Origin of the sequence: Rhodococcus sp. UFZ-B548 (assembly GCF_903819475.1) — a bacterium.
In the GTDB taxonomy this organism is placed as follows: Bacteria; Actinomycetota; Actinomycetes; order Mycobacteriales; family Mycobacteriaceae; genus Rhodococcus_F; species Rhodococcus_F erythropolis.
Genome location: NZ_CAIJDS010000051.1, coordinates 22279 through 36789, shown reverse-complemented (window position 1 = coordinate 36789; position 14511 = coordinate 22279). Strand labels below are relative to the sequence as shown.

The 14511-nt window shown below is 63.4% G+C and carries 13 protein-coding genes; 6 read left to right on the top strand and 7 right to left on the bottom strand.

Going from position 1 to position 14511, the window contains the following annotated elements:
* Positions 1–34 precede the first annotated feature (34 nt).
* Positions 35–1198 carry a hypothetical protein gene (locus tag H7C86_RS29900; protein ID WP_182262759.1) on the bottom strand — a complete coding sequence of 388 codons (1164 nt, stop codon included), beginning with the start codon at positions 1196–1198 and terminating at the stop codon, positions 35–37.
* Positions 1195–2418, bottom strand: coding sequence for a phosphotransferase family protein (locus H7C86_RS29895; protein ID WP_182262758.1), 1224 nt, complete (start codon positions 2416–2418; stop codon positions 1195–1197). Before H7C86_RS29895 ends, H7C86_RS29900 begins: the two co-directional genes overlap by 4 nt.
* A 124-nt stretch (positions 2419–2542) precedes the next feature.
* Between H7C86_RS29895 and H7C86_RS29890 the strand changes: the two genes are divergently transcribed.
* On the top strand, positions 2543–3166 hold the full coding sequence (locus H7C86_RS29890) for a TetR/AcrR family transcriptional regulator (protein ID WP_020968028.1): 624 nt from the start codon (positions 2543–2545) through the stop codon (positions 3164–3166).
* Positions 3167–3196: 30 nt separating this feature from the next.
* Positions 3197–3673 (top strand): ribonuclease E activity regulator RraA, encoded by a 477-nt coding sequence (gene rraA, locus H7C86_RS29885; RefSeq protein ID WP_003943552.1) that lies wholly within the window; start codon positions 3197–3199, stop codon positions 3671–3673.
* Between the two features lie 15 nt (positions 3674–3688).
* Here rraA and H7C86_RS29880 read toward each other — a convergent pair whose 3' ends face one another.
* Entirely contained in the window at positions 3689–3916 is a 228-nt protein-coding gene (locus H7C86_RS29880) for an RNA-binding S4 domain-containing protein (RefSeq protein WP_003943569.1), read from the bottom strand.
* An 88-nt stretch (positions 3917–4004) separates the two neighbouring features.
* On the opposite strand from H7C86_RS29880, the gene lysX reads away from it, so the two are divergent.
* The 4 genes from lysX (at position 4005) to H7C86_RS29860 (ending at position 10358) form a co-directional block, all read left to right on the top strand.
* Complete coding sequence (lysX, locus tag H7C86_RS29875) at positions 4005–7361, top strand: bifunctional lysylphosphatidylglycerol synthetase/lysine--tRNA ligase LysX (RefSeq protein ID WP_182262757.1); 3357 nt, start codon at positions 4005–4007, stop codon at positions 7359–7361.
* A 13-nt stretch (positions 7362–7374) separates the two neighbouring features.
* A complete protein-coding gene (locus H7C86_RS29870) occupies positions 7375–8265 on the top strand; it encodes an alpha/beta fold hydrolase (RefSeq protein WP_080909343.1) in 891 nt (296 codons plus the stop codon).
* Between the two features lie 78 nt (positions 8266–8343).
* Positions 8344–9753: a GGDEF domain-containing protein gene (locus tag H7C86_RS29865; RefSeq protein WP_020905658.1), complete on the top strand. Its 1410-nt coding sequence runs from the start codon at positions 8344–8346 to the stop codon at positions 9751–9753.
* Between the two features lie 5 nt (positions 9754–9758).
* Positions 9759–10358 carry a histidine phosphatase family protein gene (locus H7C86_RS29860; RefSeq protein WP_020968024.1) on the top strand — a complete coding sequence of 200 codons (600 nt, stop codon included), beginning with the start codon at positions 9759–9761 and terminating at the stop codon, positions 10356–10358.
* Here H7C86_RS29860 and H7C86_RS29855 read toward each other — a convergent pair whose 3' ends face one another.
* The 4 genes from H7C86_RS29855 to H7C86_RS29840 are packed head-to-tail and all read right to left on the bottom strand — an operon-like array spanning position 10359 to position 14485.
* Entirely contained in the window at positions 10359–11348 is a 990-nt protein-coding gene (locus H7C86_RS29855) for an ABC transporter ATP-binding protein (RefSeq protein WP_182262756.1), read from the bottom strand.
* Positions 11348–12445 carry an ABC transporter ATP-binding protein gene (locus tag H7C86_RS29850; protein ID WP_182262755.1) on the bottom strand — a complete coding sequence of 366 codons (1098 nt, stop codon included), beginning with the start codon at positions 12443–12445 and terminating at the stop codon, positions 11348–11350. Before H7C86_RS29850 ends, H7C86_RS29855 begins: the two co-directional genes overlap by 1 nt.
* Positions 12442–13536 (bottom strand): ABC transporter permease, encoded by a 1095-nt coding sequence (locus H7C86_RS29845; protein ID WP_020968023.1) that lies wholly within the window; start codon positions 13534–13536, stop codon positions 12442–12444. The genes H7C86_RS29850 and H7C86_RS29845 overlap by 4 nt, the downstream gene beginning before the upstream one ends.
* A complete protein-coding gene (locus tag H7C86_RS29840) occupies positions 13529–14485 on the bottom strand; it encodes an ABC transporter permease (protein WP_182262754.1) in 957 nt (318 codons plus the stop codon). Before H7C86_RS29840 ends, H7C86_RS29845 begins: the two co-directional genes overlap by 8 nt.
* Positions 14486–14511 lie beyond the last annotated feature (26 nt).

The following is a 14511-nucleotide window of genomic DNA, read 5'->3' as shown; positions in this document are numbered from 1 at the left end:
TGTGGTTTGGGATTTGCGGTTTGGTGAGCTGGAGTTACGGTGCGACGTCACCGATTCCGGTGAACCCGTATCGCTGATGAGGTCCGATGACTGCTACCTCGAACAGTCCTGTCCCGGTGCGAGTCAGGCCGTCTTCTACAAGGGTGAACCGGGCCAAATTGTCGACCGGGCACAGCATCTTCTTCCACGGTTCGATGTCCGAAACCTTCTCTCGCAGGCCCTGAACCACCAGTTCTCCCTGCCACATCCCGTGGCGCCAATCCTGCTCGAGTCCGTAGCCCGTACCGACACCGATGTAGTTGGGCAGAATCGGTTCGCAGGTTATCTCCAGGATGTGGTCGGATTCGCCTGGTGCACCGGGACGCCGGAAGTACAGAGTTCCGCTCTTCACCTCGCGGGTGCCGGAAATGAAGGTGAGCTGGTGGTCCGGTCGACCCAACCACTCCGGCTCGCGCGAACGATCCGCCCAGACGCGTGTCGCATCCTCCAGAATTCGGCGTCCCTGCTGATCCTCTTGAACGACCGTGACGACGGTGAAGTCCCCGAATTGCATGATCGAGTAGATCCAGAAGAAGTTCTGACTACCGGCGATCGACGGATCCGCCTTGCGTCCAGGAGGTTCCGCCTCGCCGACCGGTCGAACACCCCAGGATCGATCGCGATTACCCCGCCACGTCTCCGGGGTGACCGGGATGACGTCGCCGTCGACGGTCAGGGATCCGGACCATGTTCCGGTCTGCACGAATCGTTGCGTGTCGAAGGTGACTCGTTCGAGCTGGCGATGGAAATGTCTGGCCTCGAGATTGGCGGGGCCGTCGGACTCGAAGGTGAGGTCGAAGCTCAGGTCCGGCGCTTCGGGACTCGGGTCCAACACCACCCGCAGACGGTGCAGACCCTCGATGATCTCGATCCTCAACGGGCCTACTGACAGGTCCATACGATCGTCGCCCAAGGCACGGGATGCTCGGAAGACGATATGGTCGTCGCCGCGCCGAAGAACCGCAAAGCCGTCGCACACACCGAGATTGGGGTACTGACCGAGACCGATGATGAGAAACAGCGGCTCGGTATCGCCGTCGACGCCTGCATGGCAGTTGAAGTAGTAGCGGTCGTAGAAGTTTCGATCCGAGGTGCCCACGTGGCGGATGGTCTCGGCGATCTGATGTACCGGGTAGTCGTCGAGCGGGGACAGTGTCATCGTGCATCTCCTGTTGCGACCGACGCTGTTGTGAGCGTGGCTGTAGCGAGCGATTCCCAATAGGTGCCGTCGAGCATGGCTTCGAGTGTTTTGTGGTGCAGGATCATCTCGTCCGGGTTGTCGGGGAGTTCGGCCTGACCGAAAGCCACTGCGCGACTTTGGACTCGGAACATGATCACCGCATGCCGCAGCGCGGCGTACACGATGTAGAAATCTAGATCCGCAACCTGGTGGCCGGAAAGCGAGCCGTAGACCTCTGCCACGGCCTCGCGACGAAGGAAGTCCGGCATTCCGGGGAGTCCGGCCATGGCAGCGAGATCCTCGAAGAACCTGTGCTGGAAGATCATCCAGCCGAGGTCCAGTTCACGCGGCCCCAGTGTGGCCATCTCCCAGTCGAGGACCGCCGCTGGTTCGAAGTCGCGGTAGATGACATTTCCGATCCGCGAGTCACCCCAGCAGAGCACTGCGGAACCGGCATCGGCGGGAAAGTTCGCTTCGATCCAGTCGAAGCCGCGCTCGATCAACGGAGATCCTGGTCCGTCGGCTGTTGCCCACTCGTAATAGCGTCGCTGGTCCTCGAGGTGCGCGCGAAGAGCTTCTGCCCCAGTCGGTTCGGCACCATCGCGACACAACTCGGGGAGAGCGAGGTGTGGATCGACCATAGCGTGCAACTCCGCCAGCACCTGGACCGATGACTGCTGGAGTCGAGAACAGTCGTCCGCTGAAGCCTCCGAGAGCCAGGATCCGAACGTGTACGGCATGACGTCTGGCGGGATTTCGCCGTCGCGCCGTTCCATCACGAAGAACTCGCCGCCGAGCGCGTCCGGGTTGCTCTCGGACCAGTACACGCGCGGGATCGGCACCGACGTGTGGGCTGCGACGGCGCTCATGACCCGAAACTGCTGGTCCAGGTTGTACGACGGGAAGATCGGCACCGCACTGTCTCGCGGAGCGATACGGGCGACCAGGCGATGCTCGGCTCGAATCCCGTCCTCGATCCACGTTGCATCGAACAGCACGGTCTCGTTGGACATGCCGTTCGCGGCCGGCACCTCGACCGAGGTCACGGAAGGTTTCGAGCCTCGCCACAGCACGCTCGCGAGCCAGCCTTCGAGGCTGCGTCGCATCTCTGCCGGGTCATTGCGGGATTCGCCGGGCCTGGCGAATTCGGCGTAGTCGGGATCTCCGCCTGAGGTTTCTGTTTCGGTTCGAAGGTTCATCACCACTCCTCGTGGTTCGGTGGCGCCGATGCGCACGTGCCGATAGTCGATACAATATGTATCGACTAAAGCCGTGACAGAATGTAACGGCCATCACAGCGATACCGCAAGGGATTTGCCCAAAATGTCCAAAGATTCCGAAACTCAGCACCGCCTGGGCCCGCAGCGAAACCCTGCAATCGACGACGCAGTACTGGACGCGACCAGGCAACTGCTGGAGGAAAAGGGGTACGCCGGCACATCCATCGACGCCATCGCGACGCGCGCGGGAGTCGGGCGTCCAGCCATCTACCGTCGGTGGCCGTCGAAGGCACACATCGTCAACGACGCGATCTACCCCGTGCTCGACGTCGAACAAGGCGCGGACATCGACACCGAACTCGGCGCCGAGGGCACGATCGCGGATCAGATTCGCGCGCTTGTGCAGGGCGCAGTGGCACTGTTTGCCGCTCCCGCCACCCGGGCCGCGGCGCCCGGACTGATGAGCGAAGTGCGCACAAACGCGGAATTACGCGACGTTCTCGTGGTGCGGCAACTGGCCGGAGTCCGCGTCGAGCTGAACCGTCGACTGGAAGCGGCGAGGGAGCGCGGCGACATCCGAAGTGGCGTCGACGCCGACGCTCTCCTCGACATCATGGCGGGCGCGGCCATCTTCGCGCTGTCGGTTCGTGACGTCTCGGACCCGGGACCGTTTGCCGATTCTCTCGCCGACATAGTGCTGAACGGCATACTCCCCGACGACAACTAGGCCCGAGCCCCGCCGACTATCCTGTGGGGCATGACCGAGCCTGTAGCGACCGCTGACCTTGCCGACGAGATCGGACCCGACATCCGTAGCTGCGACACGCAGTTCACCCAGTTCGGTGGACGTGAAGTGTTTGCCGGCCCCATCACCACCATCAAGTGCTTCCAGGACAACCTGCTCGTGAAGCAGACCCTCAGCGAACCGGGCAACGGCGGAGTCCTCGTCGTCGACGGTGACGCGAGCATCCACACCGCCCTGGTCGGCGACATCATCGCCGGCCGCGGCGTCGACAACGGCTGGGCCGGCGTCATCGTCAACGGAGCTGTCCGCGACTCGGCGATCCTGCGCACCCTCGACATCGGCGTCAAGGCGCTGGGCACCAACCCGCGCAAGAGCACTCAGACCGGTTCGGGCGAGAAGAACGTGCCGATCGAAATCGGCGGAGTCACCTTCAACCCCGGCGAGATCGTCTACAGCGACCAGGACGGCGTCGTCGTTCGCGAAAGCTAGTCAGAAGTCGCGGGATCAGGCGGGGGCTTCCACTTTGGCGGCCATCCCGCCGATCTCGACGACATCGCCGTCACGAAGCTGGCGGCCCCGACGATCTTCGACCTCACCGTTGACCGAAACCATGCCGTCGGCGATCACTTCCTTGGCCTCCGCGCCCGATTCGATGAGGTTCGCGAGCTTGAGAAACTGACCGAGCCGAATCATTTCGTCGCGGATGGGTACTGCTGGAATGTTGTCGGTCATGTCAATCATCTTCCTCCTCCCACAAAACTGGACACGACAGACCACACTTAGCGTGAGGATCTGATCGACCGGTAGGAGAGGAAGCTCGATGGCACCATTGACCGAGGTATCGGACACCACTGCAGAGCTGGTGGAATCGCCACCCGAAAATCCGCGCCAGGCGCGGCGATTCCGCAAAGGGCGGTTCAGCCAGGTTCCCCATATCTCGGGATTGATCCTCGGAGTTTTCTCCGTACTGGTGTTCCTGTGGAGCATCTCGCCGGTTCTGCGGCACATCCTCCGCGTCCCACGCGAATACATCGACAGCTACTACTTCGACGCACCGGATACGAGCCTGTCGTGGGCGCTCGTCGTCGCCCTGCTCGCCGCGGCCCTCGCGAGTCGCAAGCGCATCGCCTGGTGGCTGCTGACGATCTACCTCGCGCTGATCACCCTCACCAACATCGCCTCCACGATCGTCGACAAGAACCCGAACAACGCCGTCGCCGCTGTCGTTTTGCTTGTCGTGATCGGAATCCTCATCGCCGCGAGGCCCGAGTTCTACACACGCGTACGACGCGGCGCCGGTTGGAAAGCGCTCGGCGTACTGATCGGCGGCATGGCTGTCGCGACCGTGATCGGTTGGGGCCTTGTCGAACTCTTCCCGGGCGACCTGCCGCAGAACCAACGATTCCTCTGGGCCCTGAACCGCGTCACCGCTGCGGCTTCGGTCGACAACGAGGTGTTCGACGGCCACCCACGCGTCTTCGTCAACACGGTCCTCGGTCTCCTCGGCGCCATCGCACTACTCGCCGCCGTTATGACGCTCTTCCGCGCGCAACGCTCCAACAACGCCCTCACCGGAAACGACGAGTCCGCGATCCGCGGGTTGATCCAGAACTTCGGCGCCGACGACTCCCTCGCCTACTTCGCCACCCGCCGCGACAAGGCCGTCATCTTCGCGCCGAGCGGCAAGGCCGCGATCACGTACCGCGTCGAGATCGGCGTCTGCCTCGCCAGTGGTGATCCCATCGGCGATCCCGAAGCGTGGCCGCACGCCATCGAAGCGTGGCAGGACCTGGCCTCGCAGTACGGCTGGGCGACAGCCGTCATGGGCGCCAGCGAAACCGGGGCGACGGCGTACAAGAAGGCAGGCTTGAGCGTCCTGCAACTCGGCGACGAAGCGATCCTGCGCACCCGCGAGTTCAACCTCAACGGACGCGACATGCGCCCGGTGCGCCAGGCCGTCACCCGCGTCAGGCGCCACGGCGTCACCGTGCGGATGCGACGCCATCGAGACATCCCGCCCGAGGACATGGCGGCCGTCATCATCCGCGCGGACGACTGGCGTGACACCGACACCGAGCGCGGCTTCTCCATGGCGCTCGGCCGACTGGGCGATCACCTCGACGGCGACTGCCTCCTCGTCGAAGCCGTCATGGGCGAAGGCACGGAGGACGAAAGCGTCGTCGGCATGCTTTCGCTCGTGCCGTGGGGACCGAACGGCGTTTCGCTCGACCTGATGCGTCGCAAGCCGACGGCACCCAACGGAGTCGTCGAACTGATGGTCTCGGAGTTGGCCACACGTTCCGACGAGATCGGCGTCGTGCGGGTCTCGCTCAACTTCGCCGTCTTCCGCTCGGTGTTCGAGGAAGGTTCGCGCATCGGCGCCGGCCCGATCCTCCGTATCTGGCGCTCGGTGCTCGTCTTCTTCTCCCGCTGGTGGCAGCTCGAAGCGCTGTACCGCTCCAACGTGAAGTACCAGCCGGATTGGGAGCCGCGCTTTCTCTGCTTCGAGGACAACCGTGAGCTTCCACGCGTCGGATTCGCGTCGGCCATCGCCGAAGGCTTTGTGGTTCTGCCCAGTTTCGGGCGCAAGTCGAGCCAGGTCGTCAAGCACACCGGAACGCATGCGGCGGTGCCGGCAGCTCTGGTGACTTCCGAAGGACTGCACGCCGACGGCAGCCCGCCGGACTCGGCGCCGTCGTTAACGACCAACGGTCCGCGTCGACCCGAGCAGGTCCGCGTGCGCATGAACAAACTCGCGCAACTGGCCGACGAAGGAATCGCCGCCTACCCCGTCGCCTACCCGCCGACGCATACGATCGCAGCCGCAGCGAAGTCGCCGGAGGGCACCCGCGTACGCATCGCGGGACGCCTGCTGAGGGTTCGCGACTACGGCGGAGTCGTGTTCACGGACGTGCGCGACTGGTCCGGCGACATCCAGGTTCTGGTCGACCAGGACAACGTCGGCCGGGAGAAGCTGGCGGAGTTCGCCGCCGAGTTCGATCTCGGTGACCTGATCGAAGTGAGCGGAACCATCGGGCGTAGCCGCAAGGGCGAGCTGTCGCTCATCGCCGCCGAGTGGCGCATGAACGGCAAGTGCCTGCACCCGCTGCCGGACAAGTGGAAGGGCCTCTCGGATCCCGAGACCCGAGTCCGCCAGCGGTACCTCGACATCGCCCTCAACCCGAAGGCCCGCGAACTGCTCGAAGCTCGAAGTGCCGTCGTGAAGTCGCTTCGCGATTCACTCGGTGGTCGCGGATACCTCGAAGTCGAGACCCCGATCCTGCAGCAGGTGCACGGCGGCGCGAACGCCGCTCCGTTCCTGACACACATCAACGCGTACAACCTCGACCTCTATCTCCGCATCGCACCCGAGCTGTACCTGAAGCGCTTGTGCGTCGCAGGAATGGAGAAGGTGTTCGAGATCGGCCGCGTGTTCCGTAACGAGGGCGTCGACTTCAAACACAATCCCGAATTCACGATCCTCGAGGCCTACGAGGCGCACAGCGACTACGAGGGCATGATGCGGATGTGCCGCGAGCTCATCCAGGCGGCGGCCGTCGCAGCGTTCGGGCGCGAGATCATCATGCGACCCGGCCCGGACGGCGAATTGGTCGAGGTCGACATCTCCGGCGAGTGGCCGGTGAAGACGATGCACGGCGCCGTCGCCGAAAAGCTTGGTGTCGACGTCTCCCCCGAGACGAGTCTCGAAGACCTGCAGAAGCTGTGCGACGCCAACGAGATCCCGTACCAGTCCAGCTGGGATACCGGCGCCATCGCGCAGGAGATGTACGAGCACCTGGTCGAGGACTACACGGAGTTCCCCACGTTCTACACCAACTTCCCCACCTCGATGTCTCCGCTCACCCGGCCGCATCGCAGCATCCCCGGCGTCGCCGAGAAGTGGGACCTCGTGGCGTGGGGTGTCGAACTGGGAACCGCGTACAGCGAGTTGACCGACCCCGTGGATCAGCGCAACCGGCTCACCGAGCAGTCGATGCTTGCGGCCGGCGGTGATCCAGAAGCAATGGAATTGGACGAGGACTTCCTTCAAGCCCTCGAACACGCGATGCCGCCGACGGGTGGTCTCGGGATGGGCGTCGACCGAATCGTCATGCTGATCACGGGTGGCAGCATCCGCGAGACGCTGGCCTTCCCCCTCGCGAAACCGCGTCAGTAGTCCGGATTCTCACGTGCCGGAATTGTTCCACGTGAAACCACCGGGCGAGATCTTGCAGGTCGGCGAGAGCCGACTTCATGTTCTTGCCGAGGGCGACGGCCCCGTCGTCGTCCTGTGCGGCGGGCTGGCGGGCAACTGGTTCGACTGGGATGACTGCGCGCGTCATCTCCAGTCGGACCACACCGTCGTCCGCTTCGATCGCCCGGGCTTCGGACTCAGCGAGCCGTCTTCCGAAGTGCCGACCGTCCGCGGCGAAGCTCAGCGGATCCGCGACGTGCTCGACACTCTGGGATTGGCACGGCCGGCCGTCGTCGTCGGCCACTCCATCGCCGGCTTCTACGCCGAAGGCTTCGCGCGACTGTTCCCCGATCGGGCGGCGGGGATGCTGCTCCTCGATTCCAGTGCCGAGAAAGAACCGAAACGTCTTTTCCCCCGTGACCTGCTGCTGATCGCCTCCCGGGCCGCCGCGGCTTCGTTCAGCACCACCGGGCTCCAACGACTCCTCGGCACCACGACGCGCAAGATCCTCAACCAGTCCGTGCCGCCGAGCGGGTCGTCCGAAGCCACCCTCGAATGGGTCAGGAAGATCTACCGCGAGCCTCACTATCTGGAGGCGGCGATGATCGAATACGTCGCGTACACCGATATGGCGCTGGAGCTCACCGCTTTACGACGCTCGAGCAAGCATCCACTGCCCGACATCGACCTCAGCGTCGTTGCCGCACACACTGGCCACACCACTCCCTGGTCCATCGCCTGGATGGCAAAGCAGCAGAAACTCGCCACCTACCTCGGCGGGAGTTTTCACGTCCTGCGCCCGGCGCATCACCACGCGATGATCGATCAGCCCGAGGAGTTGGCGAACTTGATTCGGCGCCTCACGCAGCCGAACCCTCGGGAATGACACTTCAACGTACAACTCGGACAGTAGCCGGATCATTGCTAGGCTCGGACAGCTTCTGCTTTCTACGACAGGCTGGCCATGGATCGTTCGACAACCCGGGTGCGCTCGTCGCTGATCTTCGTCGCCATACTCGTTGTCGCCCTCGCCGGCATCGCCGCCCGTCCGCCCGGGTTTCTGTCGACCTTCTGGCCCGCCAACGCGATCCTTCTGGGCATTCTCCTTCGTAACCCACGCTCGTTTGCGCCGATCGGACTCGCTGTCGGCGGCGCCGCGCTGCTGACGGCGGATCTTGCGACCGGAAGCCCCGTGCAGAGGGCCTTCGAACTGAATGCGATCAATCTGGTCGGCGTCACGACAGGATTGATCGCCGCGAACTTGCTCGGCTGTTTTCCGCGGCGGATCTCCGAGACCAAGTACACGACCAGAATCTTCGTCGTCTCGGTTCTGGCGTCGTTCACGGCTGGGTCCGCGAGCGCGCTGCGCACTCAACTCCACGAAGGAAGCGGTGCGGGAACGGAATTGGTGGGTTGGTTCTTCGCCGACCTGTGCACCTATCTGATCGTGCTGCCCATCCTTCTTTCCGCACCTCCGTTCGACCACGTCCGTCGTACGTTCGGGCCGTCCGTGCGGCAGAATCTGCGACTTCGACGGGTCGCCCAGATCCTTCTGCCGCTGGCAGCCCTCCTCGCCTGCCTCCCGCTGGCCCTCGAAGTGCAGGGAGCCCTCGCATTGCTGCTTCCGATGCCGGCGCTCTTGTGGTGCGCGATGCGCGTCTCGCTGTTCAGCACTTCGCTCCTCGCGGCTGGGTGGAGCGCGTGGGCGCTGATCATGGCCGGCCAGGGGCGGTTGGCCCTGGCCGATCCGGTTCATCTGCTCAGCGAAGGTGTAACCACCAGAATCTCCGTCATCTTGATGGCGCTCTCCCCCATCGCCGTAGCCGTCGCCACGGGCGCACAGCGACGCGCTGAACGTGAACTCCAACGCATCGCCGAATGCGACGCCCTGACCGGAACGCTGAGCCGACATGCATTCTGGACCCAGTCGCAAGAACTCCTCGACACCCAACACACAGCGCGAAAATCGATCGCCGTCATGATGCTCGATCTCGACCACTTCAAATCGATCAACGACAACCTCGGCCACCTCACCGGAGATTCGGTCCTCGAACAGTTCGGAAACACCCTCCTCGCCACTACCGAAGGACTGGGACTGTCCGGTCGCCTTGGCGGTGAGGAATTTGCCGTCGCCGCCGCCGACTGCACATTCGAGGAAGCAATTGCCCTGGCAGAACGCATCAGGCAGAGACAGGAGGCGCACTCCCGATCCATCCGCGGCTTCGCCGGAACGGTCAGTATCGGAGTCGCCTGGGTAGATCAGGCCATGGCCGAGATGGACGCTCTGCTCGACATCGCCGACACCGCCATGTACCAGGCGAAACGTGAAGGCCGAAACCTCGTGGTGGCCGTCGATCTGTACATGGCAAGGTGACGTGGGTGCAACTACTCCTGATCCGACACGCGCTCCCCGAACTCGCCGAGGTCACCGAAGGCTTCGCCGATCCCTCACTGACCGACGCCGGTCGCGTGCAGGCACTTCGGCTGCCTGCGGCTTTGGCCCCCTACCGGATCACCGGGCTCTTCAGTAGCCCGCAGAAGCGCGCACTCGAGACCGCGGACCCGGTAGCGCAGGCATTGGATCTTCCGGTCACCCAGCTCGAGGGTCTGGCGGAGTACGACTACGAGCAGCCCCACTACATCCCGATGCACGAGGTCTTGGAACGCGCACCGGAAACGTATGCGCGCATCAAGGCCGGATGGCTACCCGAGTCGGTGGACGGCGACGCTTTTCGTGCGCGAGTCCTCGGTGCGATCGACGACGTCGTCGCCGCAACCGACAACAACGCCACCGTGGCGATCTTCTGCCACGGCGGCGTCATCAATATCGTTCTGCAGGAACTACTCGGGCTGGAGCGTCCGTTGACCTTCCCGATCGAGTACGTGTCCGTCACGCGAATTCTTGTTTCCCGGGACGGAAGCCGCAGGGTCGGGTCGATCAACGAAACCGGTCACGTACGCAACATGCTTCGCGTGTAGTCACACGTTGTGGCACGCCACCTGATGACCGCCCTGGACGAGACGAAGTTCGGGAACTTCCTCGGCGCAAAGATCCGTGGCCAGCGGGCACCGCGTGCGGAACCGGCAGCCGCTGGGCGGATTGAGCGGCGACGGCAGCTCGATGACCTTCTGCTCGACGTTCTGCGCTGCGGTGACGGTGGCATCAGGATCGGGAATCGACGACAGCAGTAGCTGCGTGTACGGGTGCAGCGCGCGGTTCTGCATGTCTTCTGCGGGAACGATTTCGCAGACGCGGCCCAAGTACATGATCATCACGCGGTCGCTGATGTTCTTCACGACGGCCATGTTGTGCGCGATGAACAGCAAAGACAGCCCGTGACGCTTCTTCGCATCCTCGAGCAGGTTCAGAATCTGCGCCTGCACGGAGACGTCGAGGCTCGAGACCGGCTCGTCACAGATCAGGACTTTGGGATCGAGCATCAATGCGCGGGCGATGCACACACGCTGGCACTGTCCGCCCGAGAGTTCCCGCGGGGTCCGGTCCCACACCATGTCCGGGTCCAACCCGACCTCGGCAAGAACCTCGCGTGCCCGAGCTTCGATGGCGGCCTTGTCTTTTCCGCCCCAGATCGACGGACCCTCGGTGACGAGAGCCTTGACCTTGCGACGCGGGTTCAGGGAGGAGATCGGATCCTGGAAGATCATCTGCAACTGAGTGCGACTGCGACGCAGTTCTTCTGCGCCCAGTGCCGTCATTTCGGTCTCTCCGAGGCGAATGGAGCCCGACGTCGGTGAGGGCAACTGCATGATCGCCCGGCCCGCTGTGGACTTGCCACAGCCGGATTCACCGACAACGCCCAATGTTTCACCCGGAGCGACGGTAAAGCTGATCCCGGACACGGCGTGAACGGTCTGCCCCTTGCCGACGTTGAATTCGACGACCAGGTCCTCGACCGTCAGGGCCGCGTCCACCGTCTCGGGCTTTCTGGTTTCGGTTGCTGCAGTCATCAGACCATCTCCTTCACCGCGAGCGTCAGGCCCGCTGCGGTAGTGCCGGCCTTCTCGTTGGCGACCAATGCCGTTGTGCCTTCAGGGGTGTCGACCGGGTAGTGGCACGCGAACGTGTGACTTTCGGTTGTGTTGTCTCCCAGGCCACCGGGAGCCAGAGCCGGTTCGCCGGTCAGGCAGTCGTCCTGGGCATACCGGCAGCGAGCGGCGAAGCGGCAACCGGTGATCGGCTTCGTCATGTCCGGCAGTCCACCCGGAATTGTCTGCAGCACTGTGTGCGTCGGCGATTCGAGTCGCGGAATCGCGGCCATCAGCGCTTCGGTGTACGGGTGGCGTGGACGAGTGAACAACTCTTCGGTGGCCGACGTTTCCACGACGGAACCGGCGTACATGACGGCGACACGATCCGACCGTCCCGAGACCACACCGAGGTCGTGGCTGATCAGGATGACGGCCATGTTGAGCTTGTCGTTGAGCGAGGCGAGCAGGTCGAGGATCTGCTTCTGCACGGTCACGTCGAGAGCTGTGGTCGGCTCGTCCGCGATCAGCAGTTTCGGCTCGCAGGCCAGGGCCATCGCGATGACCACACGCTGACGCATACCGCCCGAAAGTTCGTGGGGGTACTGATCGAGCCGACGCTTGGGCTCGGGGATACCCACCATCGACAGGAATTCCGCAGCGCGATCGCGGGCCGCGTCCTTCTTCAGACCCAGGTGGAACTTCAAGGATTCGGTGATGTGGGTACCGATGCGCTTGAACGGATTGAGCGAGGTCATCGGATCCTGGAAGACCATGGCGATCTCGGGTCCCCAGAAGTGCTTCATCTCCGACTTCTTCATCGTCGACATGTCGCGGCCGGCAAACGTCACCGTCCCGCTGATGTCCAGAGCCGGACCCTTCTGCAGCAGACCCATGATGGTGCGTCCGAGAACCGACTTGCCGGAACCGGATTCACCCACGATACCGAGAGTTTCACCGGCGGAAACGTGGATCGAGACACCGTCGACTGCTCGCAACTGGCCACGCGGAGTGGCGAATACGGTCCTGATGTTGTCCGCCTGCAGTAGCGGAACGCCGTTCTGAACTGAAGTGGTCACAGCTTACTCCGATACTTCTCGCCGATGAGGTTGAAGGAGAACACCGTCAGGAAGAGGAAGACGCCGGGAACCAGAACGATGAACGGATGCTTCTCCACGATCCCGCCCTGGCCTTCCGCAATCATGTTGCCCCAGGTCGGATCAGGTTGTGCGATACCGAGTCCGAGGAAGCTGAGTGATGCTTCCGCGACAATCAGGCCGGACACGGCCACCAGGCCGAGCGCGGCGACCGGAACGAGGACGTTGGGAACCAACTCGCGCCAGATGACGCGCCATTTGGTGGCGCCCATGGCCCGCGCGGCAAGCACGAACTCCCGTTGGGCGACGACGATGGTGTTGGCCCTGGCGATTCGAACCATGCTGGGAATGCAGAGAATCGAGAGTGCGAGGGTGATGTTGCGCAGGTTCGACGTGAGCACCGCGGCCAGTGCGATCAACAGCACCAGAGAAGGAATGGCCAGCAGCGAGTTGGTCAGGATTCCGACGACTGCGTCGACCTTGCCGCGGAAGTAACCGGCCATGACGCCGATGGTGCCGCCGATGATCATGCCGATCAGTACGGCGCAGATGGCCACGGTCAAGGATGCCCTGGCACCGAACAAAGCGCGGGCAAGCAGGTCGAGACCGAAGTTGTTGGTACCCAACGGGTGATCGGAGAGCAGGCTCGGCGAGGCGAAGCCCGGCTCGGCCAAGGTCTTGACCGTGTCCTTGTACTCACCGAGCGGCAGCAGCGGTGCGAAGATCGCGGCCAGGATCAGCGCGGCCAGCCAGATGCACGCCAACCAGTACGAGAGATCGAACTGACTGCCCCACTTGGACGTACCGAGCTTGCCGAGACCCTTGAAGAGGAAAACCAGGGCAACGAGCGCGAGCACGATGCGGACGGTCATCATGATGGCCGAACCGAAGAGTGCGGTGCCGAGCAGCGCAACGCCGATCACCGTGAGAATCGATCCGATCAGGACCAGATTCTTGGGCTGTTCCAACGTCTCGACGGGACCGGGAGCCAGCAGGACTGTCTGCTGCCGGTATGTCATCACCTCGGACGGGGCCGGCGACGGGGCCGCTCCGTCTGGCGTCACTTCAGACATGGACACGACGACTCCTCGGGTCAAGATAGGTGTACAGAACATCGATCGCACTGTTGACGAGGACGTAGATGACCGCGATCACGACCACCGCGCCAAGCAGCATCGGCGAATCACCTTGCTGCGCTGCGCGGACGATGAGCGTGCCCATTCCGGGCAACGAGAACAGCGTCTCGACGATCACGGTGCTGCCGATCATGCCGCCGAGAGCCAGACCCATCATCGTGATGAGCGAGAACGACGACGGTCGGAGCGCGTCACTGAAAAGCACTCGCAGCGTGGGCATTCCCTTCGCCTTCGAAGCGAGGATGTAATCCTCACGGAGCGTCGTCACCAGATCGGATCGGAGAACGCGAGTGAACATCGCCATCTCGAGGAGGCTGATGGTGATAGCCGGGAGTATTGCGTGTGAGAGGTTTCCGGAGAGGCTGTCCCCGATGCGCACCCACTGTGATCGCGGGAACCAGCCGAGCCAATTGACGGTGACCATGATCAGCAACAGACCGGCGAGGAAGCTCGGGACGGAAAGAACACCGAACGTCGCGGCGCTGATGACGCGGTCGATGACGCCGCCTTCGTGGTGCGCCGACCAGAGTGCGAGCGGCACGGCGACGACGAGTGCGATGAACAGACCCATCACGGCCAACTGAACGCTGACGGGCAGTGCCGAGCCGATCGCAGTCAGAACGTCCTGCTGCGGGGGAACAAGCGAATTACCGAGGTCGCCCTGGAGAGCGCTGGTCAGCCAGTCCCAATAGCGAACCAGGAGTGGATCGTTGAGCCCGAGCTGCTGCCGAACTTCCTCGTACTCGGCGGGCGTTCGGCCTTCACCTAGAACGGAGACAGCAGGATCGCCGGGGATCAGTGATGCCAGCACGAAGGTTCCGAAGCTGACGATCAGGATCACAATGACGAGCTGGCCCAATTTCTTACCTATTGCGCCGATGTTCATCGATTTCGTCTCCTTCGGACAGCGAG